The 10360-nt window shown below is 61.0% G+C and carries 8 protein-coding genes; all 8 read right to left on the bottom strand.

All coding sequences use genetic code 11. The annotated features are described in order from the left end of the window. Positions 1 to 240: 240 nt before the first annotated feature. The 8 genes from J1W56_RS19360 to J1W56_RS19325 all read right to left on the bottom strand — a co-directional run bounded on the left by J1W56_RS19360 (position 241) and on the right by J1W56_RS19325 (position 10333). On the bottom strand, positions 241 to 1938 hold the full coding sequence (locus tag J1W56_RS19360) for an FGGY-family carbohydrate kinase (protein WP_223614924.1): 1698 nt from the start codon (positions 1936 to 1938) through the stop codon (positions 241 to 243). Between the two features lie 2 nt (positions 1939 to 1940). Next, a complete protein-coding gene (locus J1W56_RS19355; protein WP_223614923.1) occupies positions 1941 to 2669 on the bottom strand; it encodes an SDR family oxidoreductase in 729 nt (242 codons plus the stop codon). A 25-nt stretch (positions 2670 to 2694) separates the two neighbouring features. Then, complete coding sequence (locus J1W56_RS19350; protein WP_223614922.1) at positions 2695 to 3945, bottom strand: sugar ABC transporter permease; 1251 nt, start codon at positions 3943 to 3945, stop codon at positions 2695 to 2697. Further along, on the bottom strand, positions 3942 to 4763 hold the full coding sequence (locus J1W56_RS19345; protein ID WP_223614921.1) for an ATP-binding cassette domain-containing protein: 822 nt from the start codon (positions 4761 to 4763) through the stop codon (positions 3942 to 3944). The genes J1W56_RS19350 and J1W56_RS19345 overlap by 4 nt, the downstream gene beginning before the upstream one ends. Before the next feature lie 86 nt (positions 4764 to 4849). Further along, positions 4850 to 5917, bottom strand: coding sequence for an ABC transporter substrate-binding protein (locus J1W56_RS19340; RefSeq protein WP_223614920.1), 1068 nt, complete (start codon positions 5915 to 5917; stop codon positions 4850 to 4852). A gap of 155 nt (positions 5918 to 6072) precedes the next feature. Next, a complete protein-coding gene (locus tag J1W56_RS19335; RefSeq protein ID WP_223614919.1) occupies positions 6073 to 6957 on the bottom strand; it encodes a helix-turn-helix domain-containing protein in 885 nt (294 codons plus the stop codon). A 233-nt stretch (positions 6958 to 7190) separates the two neighbouring features. Beyond that, the gene (locus tag J1W56_RS19330; protein ID WP_223614918.1) at positions 7191 to 8807 is read right to left on the bottom strand and encodes a GMC family oxidoreductase; all 1617 of its coding nucleotides are present in this window, start codon (positions 8805 to 8807) and stop codon (positions 7191 to 7193) included. Then, complete coding sequence (locus J1W56_RS19325) at positions 8804 to 10333, bottom strand: FGGY-family carbohydrate kinase (protein WP_223614917.1); 1530 nt, start codon at positions 10331 to 10333, stop codon at positions 8804 to 8806. Before J1W56_RS19325 ends, J1W56_RS19330 begins: the two co-directional genes overlap by 4 nt. Positions 10334 to 10360: the final 27 nt, after the last annotated feature.

Genomic DNA, 10360 nt, shown 5'->3' with positions numbered 1-10360 from the left:
TAGCCGCGCCCCACCGCATCGCGGGCAATGCCGCAGCCATTGATGCCGCCGCCAATCACGAAAATGTCGTAGATCCCGTCCTGTGCCACCGCTCATCTCCCTGTTCGCAACCGTCCTGCCCGCCAGCACCAGCCAATATAGCACCACTGCGAACCAAATACGAAACCAAAAGAAAATATAACGCGCATCAACGCGCCCGGCAAGATACTACTCAGGCCTTCAGACCACCCTATCTGACATTTACGGACGTGCGGCCGACGACAAGCTTGCGCTTGCTCCTTCCCGCTGAGGTTCCTCTGCTTCTCTTGTATCGGCCAGCGCAAGCAGGCGAACCTGCAATGCGGCCGACTGCAACAGTTCAAACGCCTTGTAGCGATGCCGGTGCAGGGTTTCGATTGCACCGGTTGCGGGCTGGAATATTCTGGAAAGGCGCGACATCCCCTTCATCGCCTCCGCCAGGGATGGGTGGTATCCCGCCGCTGCCGCCCCGAGCATGGCTGCCCCCAGCAATACCGGCTCCGGCGTGTCGGCAATGGCGACCGGCAGGTTGGTCGTGTCCGCCAAAAGCTGCCGCACCAGGTTACTTTGGGCAGCTCCGCCACTGGCAACAATCATGTCGAGGTGGATACCGTCCTGCCCCAGCCTGTTCAGAAGCTGTTTGAGGCCGTAGCCGATGCCGCACAGGCCGGCAATGTAGAGCGAAACCAGATCCGCAACATCCGTTCCAAGCCCAAGACCGGCAATGACCGCCCGCGCATCGGGGTCAGCATGCGGCGAGCGGTTGCCGAGGAACTCCGGAACGACATGCACCGATTTTGCCAGCTCCGCCGCATGCGACAGATCAGGGCAAAGCGCAATGGCGCAACGGTCAAGCCAGGCAACAAGGGATAGGTTTTCAACCTTGGCCTTGGCACTGGCCTCGGCATGGGCGGGGTGCATGGTGACGAGATGATCGATTGCCGCGCCAGCTGCCGACTGGCCGCCTTCGGTCAACCAGAGGCCCGGAATCATCGCGGAATAATACGGTCCCCAGACCCCGTCGACAAAGACGGGACGATCGCTGGATGCCATGGAACAGGCCGATGTCCCGAAGATGTAAGCGATACGGTTTCGTGCATCGGAATGCCCTGCGGCATCGGCAGCGCCCAGCGTTCCGACACCGCCGGCATGGGCGTCGATCAGGGCAGCACCGACAGCCGTGCCCGGCATCAGCCCAAGATCGGCCGCGGCCTGTTGCGTCAGCCCCTCGGCCAGAGGCGTACCGGGATCGACGATGTCGGTGCCGATGCGGGAAAAGCCTTCCGCAGCGAGTTCCCCAAGTCCGATATCCTGAAAATATCGCGCATCCCAGCGCTTCTCATGCGCAAGATAGGTCCATTTGCAGGTCACCGTGCATACCGAGCGGCTAAGCGAGCCGGTCGCGCGCCATGTCAGATAGTCGGCCAGATCGAAGAAGTGACCGGCCGCGGCAAACTGGTCCGGCAGGTTGCGCTTCAGCCAGAGAAGCTTGGGCGTTTCCATCTCCGGCGAAATCCGGCCGCCCACATAGCGCAGCACCTCGTGCTTGCCTGCATTGATTTCAGCCGCCTCGCTGGATGCGCGGTGATCCATCCACACGATGATGTTCCGGGCGGGATCACCGGAAGGACCAACCGCGAGCGGTGCTCCGTCAGCGCCGACGACAACCAGCGAACAGGTTGCGTCAAAGCCGATCCCGGCGATTGCCGAAGCCGAAATCTTTGCCGATGCGACGGCCTCGCGTGTGCTGCCGCACACGGCCTGCCAGATTTGCTCGCTCGACTGCTCGACGATGCCGCCCGTTGCATGCCAGATCGAAATCGGCCGTTTGGCCGATGCTACAAGGCTGCCATTGCCGTCAAAGATACTGGCACGCGCGCTGCCGGTGCCGACATCGATCCCGAGAAAATACTGTGTCATGCCTAGAGGTCCGTGCTGTGTGGAAGGATAACGATATCGCGGATCGTGACGTTACGCGGCCTGGACAACATGAACAATACGGCTTCCGCCACCTCGTTCGCCTCCATCAATCCGCCTGAAGCGATGGCTTCATCCAGCTTCTCCTGCGGCCAATCGCTGATCAGCGCCGTGACGACCGGGCCCGGCGCGACCGCACCCACACGAATGCCGTGCTTTATCACCTGCCGCCTGACTGTGTGAACGAATGCCTGCACCGCGTGTTTGGACGCCGTGTAGATCGGCTCCCACACCACCGGAACCAGACCTGCGATGGAACTGGTCATGATGATATCGCCGGTCTTCCTCTCCACCATGTGAGGGAGCACCGCCTGAACCGACCGGAATGCCGCATTGATGTTGAGGTTCAGCATCCGGTCCCAGGCATCGGGATCACCATCCGCCACCTCTCCGCCGATATAGGAACCGGCATTGGCGTGGAAGATATCGAGCCTGCCGAAGCGCTCGAGAATGTTCGGCATCATCGTCGCGACACTGGCGGGATTGGTCAGGTCGACAACCAGGGGGTAAGCCTGCGGTCCCAGTTCGGAGCACACGCTTGTCAGGGCACCTTCAGCCCTGTCGATGAGGGCAACGCTGACGCCCTCCCGCAGCAATGTTCTGGCGCATTCAAGGCCGATTCCCGATGCGGCGCCGGTGATCGCCGCAACCTTTCCGGACAAATCCTGTTTCATATCATTCCTCACTTTGGGGTTTGTGTCAGGCGCGCCCATGCGACACTCTTGATCGGCGGGCGAGTGAATCCACGATGACGGCGATGGCGAGAACGGCACCCGTGATCATGTAGCGAAGCGACGACGACAGATCGAGCAGGGTCAGGCCATTGGCAATCGACTGAATGACGATGATGCCAAGCAGTGCCGAATAGGCATTGCCCCGGCCGCCGAAGAGGCTGGTTCCGCCGATGACCGCTGCCGCGATGGCGTTGAGATTGACGTCGCCGGTGCCGGCCTGCTGGCTCGCCGATGCAAGGCGGGCCGCCGAAAGCACCCCGCCGAATGCCGCGAACATCGAGCACAGCACGAAGGCGCTCATATAGATGAACCGCACATTGATGCCGGCACGGCGGGCGGCTTCCCGATTGCCGCCGACAGCAGTCATGGACCGTCCCCAGCGGGTTCGGGTCAATGCGTAGCTCATGGCCACCACCAGGCCCACGAACAGACCGAACATCCATGGAATGCCGCGGCCCTGATTGAGATAGAACACAACCAGTTCCAGAGCCGTTGTCATGACCACAGCGCGGAAAACGATGCCGCTGACCGAAGGCGCGGACAGATGTGCCGCGCGCCGGTGCGTGATGGTACGCAGGCCCGAAACCAGCAGAACGATCCCCGGTATGACCGCAAGCGTGTACGAAACGGGACGCGGCATGACCAGCAGCTGGCCGAAATCGACGATTGCCGAACCATAGGGCAGATTGATCGAGCCTGTCGCTCCCAGCACGTAGAGCTGCATTCCCAGCACGGCCAGCAACCCGGCAAGCGTCGAGATGAAGCTCGGCATCCCCAGGCGGTTGAACAGCAAGGCGTAGAGACAGCCGAACAGTCCGCCGACGGCGACAGCCGCGACGATCGCAAGGGCAATCGGCCAGCCCTGGTTGACCCAGAGCGTCCCCACCAGCGCCGAGGCGAACCCGCTGATCGAGCCAACGGAAAGGTCGATCTCCCCGACCATGAGAACACAGACGATCCCCAGGGATATGACCCCGACCGTCGAGGCATCGAACAGCAGGTTGACGAGATTGTTGCTCGACAGGAAGATGGGATTGAGGCTGGCGAAGACGGTCCAGATGATGATCAGGCCGGCCACGACCGGCAGCGATCCGAGATCGCCGGATTTTACGCGGTCGAAAAAGGCGCGGACTGCGTCGCTCACGCCGGATTCATGTTTTACCCGCACATCGCTGCGATCCAGCAACATGGCGGCTTGCTTGCCGTCCTTGGTCATGGGTGTCCCTCCTGATTGCTGTTGACCGGCACCTGCAGCCGGCGAGCCCGGCGGGACACCGAATTGTCTGCGGCGCCCGTGATGGCCCCGACCAGTTCGTGGTTCGACGCGTCGGGATAGAATATGCCGTTGTTGCGCCCGAGCCTGAGGACCACGATGCGGTCGGCGACGGCGCGCACATCTTCCATGTTGTGGCTGATCATCACCACGCCGAGGCCACGATCGCGGACCCGTTCGATCAGGTTGAGCACCTCAGCGGTCTGGGCCACGCCGAGCGCTGCCGTTGGCTCGTCAAGCAGGATGAGCTTGGGCTCGAGCAGAAGTGAGCGCGCAATTGCGACGGTCTGGCGCTGCCCGCCCGATAGCGATGCAATCGGAATGCGCACGCTTGGAATGCGTGCTGCAAGCTCATTCAAAAGCGTCCAGGCGCGCACTTCCATCGACGTCTCGTCGAGTTTCAACGGGCTGAGTTCCCGGCCCAGGAAGATATTGGCAACGACATCCAGGTTTTCGCAGAGCGCGAGATCCTGGAATACGGTGGCTATGCCCAGATCGAGCGCCGTGCTCGGATTGGCCAGCGTCACAGTATTGCCGCTGAAGGTGATCGTGCCGGAGCTTGGCTGGTGCACGCCAGCCAGGATTTTCACCAGGGTTGATTTACCGGCACCGTTGTCGCCGACGAGGGCCACGACTTCGCCCGCATGCACGTCCAGATCAATGTCCGTCAGTGCCGACACGGCGCCAAAATTCTTGGATACACCACGCAGGCTGAGCACAGGCTCGCCTGAAGGAATCGTTTCATCGGAAATATCAGTCATTGCTACCTGCCTTTCGGTATACCAGGGCGGAGTGAAACGATGAGCTTCCGACCGCGTGCGGCCGGAAAGCGTCTTTCACGCATTCGTCAATTAATGCCGAGCTTCTTGCAGCCCTCCGCATAGCGGCCGGTGCAAAGCTCTTCCGCCTTGATGATCTTCTTGTCGATAATCTCGGCCTTCAGATTCTCCGCCGTGACGACCGCCGGCGTGAACAGCTGGGACGGCGTATCGTACAGGGTCATTTCGGCCTTCGGCGTCTCGCCAGACAGCAGCTGGACGGCAACCTTGGCGGCGGCGGCCGCGACGATCTCGCTCGGCTTCGAGATGGTATTGTACTGGTCGCCCGCAATGATCAGCTGCAACGCCGCAATCGTCGCGTCATTGCCGGTAATGGGCGGAAGCGGATCGACACCCGCCGCCTTGAAGGCGGCAATAGCCCCGCCGCCCGTACCGTCATTGGCGGCTACAACACCCAGGATCTTGTTGCCGAACCGGGTGATCTGGCCGCTGGCCCATTGCTGTGCCTTTGGCGGCGCCCATTCCGGCGTGTCATACTCGGCAAGGATCGGATAGCCGCTGTGGTTGAGACCCGCATGAATGCCCTTCTTGATGAGACCGGCTGCGGCATCGGTCGGCGAGCCATTGATCTGCAAGACGCCGCCCTCGCCTGCCGGCACATTCGACGCCTTCAGATGCTGTACCAGCGAATCCGCAATCGCCTTGCCGATCCCTTCATTGTTGAAGGAGACATAAAAATCAGCCGGAGTGGACGGGATCGGCCGGTCATAGGCGATGACCTTGACACCCTGGCTTTGCGCCAGCTTCACCAGCGAGGCCGCTGCCGTCGAGTCGACCGGGTCAAGCACGATTGCCTTGGCACCCTGCGCTATGACCGAGTTGAACTGCTGCTGCTGGCGGGACACGTCGGCATCGGCATTCTGGTAAATCACCTTGCAGCCGGGACAGAGCTTCTTCATCTCGGCTGCAAATCCCGGATAGTCGTGCTGCTCGTAGCGTGTGGATGCCTGATCCGGCATCAGGAACGCAATGGTCGCATCCGTTAGCTTGGCGGATTGTGCGAATACGGACGTTCCGCCGAGCAGGCAAAATGCGAGCGCCGCGGCGCCGGTCTTCGTCGATGCAAATGATGTCACTGGAATTTCTCCCTTCCAAATGATGATGGTTTCGATGAATCCCGCGCTCGTTGAACGCCGGGACATGCTGCTTGAAGGACAAGGAAGGTCGTTCGAACCACGGGCATGGTTCGTTGCGCCTTGCTGTCAATGTTTGTTTTCCCGGTCCTTCCCGTTCAGGCGGCTTCTGACGCTCTTATATTTTTGGACAATAATGTTCGGAATCTTGTGGGTGCCATACCCTTCTGTTCCAGAAAGCGACGATTGAAATTCGAGATATTATTGAACCCTGACGTAAAACAGATATCGGTAATCGACATGTCGGGTTTGCTCATCAGCAGGTGGCAGGCAAAATTGATCCGCAACCGGTTGACATACTGGACAAGCGCCATCCCGGTGTGGCGCCGGAAACTGCGGGAAAACGAACTCGGGTTCTGGCCGATCAGATCGGCAAGATCACCTTCGACGAAACGTCCGGTCAGGTTGGCATTGATATAGGCCAGAACCTTGTTCATCCCGCTCGACATGAATCCGGAAGGGTCGGGATGATACCGCGCACTCGCGAGTTCCCTGGTGCCCGAAGCGCTGCTCATATGATTGAGAATACCCATGAACAGCTGAATGCGGTCGATTCCTCTCGCATCGACAAGCTCTCCCAGCAAGGGACCGACCAATTCCGCTGTCCGGGGGGAGAACAATGCGCCCCGGCGGCTCATCTCCAGCATCTCCTTGCACGCGAACAGCTCGGGAAATGCCTCGTTTGCGGTTGAAAAGAACGACTCCGAGAATTGCAGCACCCGGCATCGCAGGGGCAAACTCGTTCCCGGCGGCACGTCACTGACCCAATTATGCGGCAGGTTCGGCCCCGTCAGCACGAGATTGCCGGGCTCGAAATCACCAATGAAATCGCCGACAAAATACTGGCCTGTCGTGACAACGACATGATGGATCTCGTATTCCGGATGGAAATGCCAACGGACTGTGCGATAGGGATAGCCGTGCTCCCAGGCTTTGAACGATTCGGCAATGCCGACGGCAACAACTTCCAAATCCGGCTTCATTCGGCGCTCCTCCCGCACTAGCCGGTGTCAACCCGGCTTGGGCAGCCTCCTCCCAGAGGCCATAGTCTCGTTATGGCCTTATAGTAAGCGCCGATAGTGCCGATAGCTACTACGCCACCAACACCAGATTGATACTTTTTTTGCATTATTTGGCCCTGAACAGGTTAATTCTCACTGCCACGGCCATACTGCGTTCTCCAGACGAATATGGTCCGCGCTCCGCGACAGCAGGGCTATTCCACCCCGCGAAGAATGAGATCAGCTGCCTTTTCCGCAATCATGATGACAGGCGAATTGGTATTGCCGGAGACGATGTTTGGCATGATGGACGCATCGACGACGCGCAGGCCCGCGACACCGTGCACCCGCAGGGCATGATCGACAACGGACCGGTCGTCGCTGCCCATCCTGCAGGTTCCGACGGGATGAAAAATCGTGGTGGCGATATCCCCGGCGCGCTGGATCAATTCATCGTCGCTCTGGTACTGCGTGCCGGGCAGCATCTCGGACGGACGATACTTTTTCAAGGTTTGCGTCGCCATGAGATTACGTGCATGGCGGATCGACCGGGCCGCCAGCAGCCGGTCGCCTGGCGTTGACAGGTAGTTTGGCCGGATTTCCGGTTGCCGGCTGGCATCCGGTCCGGTGACATGGACGCTGCCACGGCTTTCCGGGCGCAGATTGCAGACGGACACGGTCACGGCGGGATAGCGGTGCAGCGGTTCGCCGAGGCGATCCGTGCTGAGCGGCTGGACGTGGTATTCCAGATCGGGTGTCAGCAGCGCGGGGTCGCTTTTGGCAAAAATGCCAAGCTGGCTCGGTGCCATCGACAATGGCCCCGAACGGCGCAACGCGTATTCCAGTCCCATCCCGGCGCGCGACAAGAGGTTGTGGTAGAGCTGGTTCAGCGTTTTCGCCCCTTCGATGCGGAAAACCGTGCGGATCTGCAGATGATCCTGCAGGTTCTCGCCGACGCCGCGCAGGTCATGAAACGATTCAATACCCGCCTGCTTCAGGAGATGAGAGTCTCCAATACCCGACAGTTCAAGGATTTTCGGCGAGTTGATCGCGCCCGCCGACAGGATGATTTCGCGAGCGGCAGCCTTGCAAAGCTGGCCGTTTCGCTCAAAGCGGATGGCTGTTGCGCGCTTGCCATCGAACTCCAGCCTTTGCACCTCCGCGCCGGTCAATACCCGGAGATTGGACCGCTTCAACGCAGGGCGAAGGAACGCCTTGGTGGTGTTCCAGCGAACGCCGCCGCGCTGATTGACCTCGAAATAGCCGGAACCCTCATTGTCACCGCCATTGAAATCATCGGTCTTGCCAATGCCAAGCTCTTCGGCCGCATCGCGGAACGCATCGAGGATGGGCCAGGACAGGCGTTGCCGTTCGACGCGCCATTCGCCCCCTGCCCCATGCAGCGGCGAACTTCCACGGCAATTGTCTTCGGATTTAAGGAAATAGGGCAGGACATCGTCCCAGCCCCAGCCGGCGTTCCCGGCCTGCCGCCAGCCATCATAGTCGGCGGCCTGCCCCCGCATGTAGATCATGCCGTTGATCGACGAACAGCCGCCCAGCACCTTGCCGCGCGGATAGGGAAGCGAGCGGCCGTTCAGCCCTGCCTCCGCAGCGGTTTTCATCATCCAGTCCGTGCGCGGATTGCCCATGCAATAGAGATAGCCGATGGGCACGTGAATCCAGTGATAGCGGTCGCTGCCGCCCGCTTCGAGCAGGAGGACGCGGTTTTTCGGATCGGCTGACAGGCGGTTCGCCAGCACGCAGCCGGCCGATCCGGCCCCCACGATGATAAAATCATAGGCGCCTTCCTCTATTGGCGATGCATTGCTCACGCTGCAGCCTCCGCCATCACGGCGTCACGCGCGGCCATGCGCTTCCAGACCGGCGCCATGGCATCGGCGATATCCCGATAGAGCTGATAGCGCCTGGCATAATGGCCAGCCCTTGTAGCATCCGGCCGGTAGGACCGCTCCGTTACGACCATGGCCGCGGCACCGGCATCAAAATCGGGGAAAATGCCGACCGCTGTACCCGCGGCGATTGCTGCGCCGAGCGCCCCGGTCTGGCTCGATCGCGCCACTGTCACCGGAACCCCCAGGACATCGGCAAAAATCTGCGGCCAGATCAGGCTGCGCGAACCGCCACCGGACAGCACCGCCTCGTCGAAATTGGCGCCTGCGTCCCGCAATGTTTCGATGTGCTGGCGATGGCCAAAGGCCACGCCTTCCAGCAAGGCCCGGATCAGATGGCCTTTCGTATGCCAGCCCGCGACGCCATAAAAACCTGCCCGGGCATTGCCGTCCTGCTGCGCGCCGTAGAGGAACGGGTGATAGATCGGATCGTCGGCGGCCGGTTCCACCGCCGCCGCCAGTTCACAGCAGCGATCGAATGGCGAGCCTCCATCCGGCTGTTCGCCGTGGAAGAACTCACGCACCAGCCATTCAAGGTTGGCGGCCGACGTCGCGCTCGATTCAATCGCCATGTAACGCTCGCGATCGAAGGTCGACGACATGAAGAACGGTTTTTTGAGGCGGGGCGCGTCAACGACGACCTGATTGATGCTCCAGGTACCGGCGATGATCGACGCTGCACCCGTGCGGGTTACGCCCGAGCCGAGTGCCGAGGCAATCACGTCGAACAGGCCGCCAATGACCGGCGTGCCAATGGCAAGACCGGTCTGGTCGGCGGCGGCCTGCGTGACCGTTCCGGCGATATCGGCACTTTCAATGAGCGGCGGCAGCAGGTCCATGCAATCGCCGAGCCCGAAGGCGGTCATCAGCTCGCGGTCATACCGCCGCTGTGCGACGTCGAGCAGCCCGCAACCTGCCATGTCGGACACCTCGCTCACGCGCTTGCCCGTCAGGCGGTTGACGATGAAATCCTTGCACAGGAACACCGTGCCGATCCGCGCGAATGTTTCCGGCCGATGGCGTTTGATCCAGGCAAGCAGCGTCGGCGTCTGTGACGGCCAGGGCCGCTGCAGGCCGATCGGATAGGTGCGGTCGCCGACACCTTCCGCCTGCCATTCCTCAACCAGATCAGCCGCCCGTGTGTCCAGGGACTGGATTGCCAGCAAAGGATTGCCCTGACGGTCAAGGGTATAAAGACCGTTGCCGTGCCCGGCGCAGCCGATGGCAGCAATCTGCTCCGGGCCTATTCCGGCGTCGGCGATGCAGCGTTGAATGACCCGGCGCGCATTGGCCCAAAGCTCGTCCAGCCCGCGCTCCACGTGCCCCGGATGCGGCATGCTGCTGTGCCCTTCCTCGGCAGCCGCCGCAATCTCATTGCCTTGCCGGTCGAAGATGATGGCCTTGATGATGGTGTTGCCGGCATCAAGACCCAAAAGATACTCTCCCATACGGAACCCCTCCTCAGGTTCTTGTTT

Source organism: Phyllobacterium calauticae (assembly GCF_019991125.1).
Lineage (GTDB): Bacteria > Pseudomonadota > Alphaproteobacteria > Rhizobiales > Rhizobiaceae > Phyllobacterium > Phyllobacterium calauticae.
The sequence above is the reverse complement of the archived record's forward strand: the minus strand, read 5'-3'. Positions and strand labels throughout refer to the sequence as shown.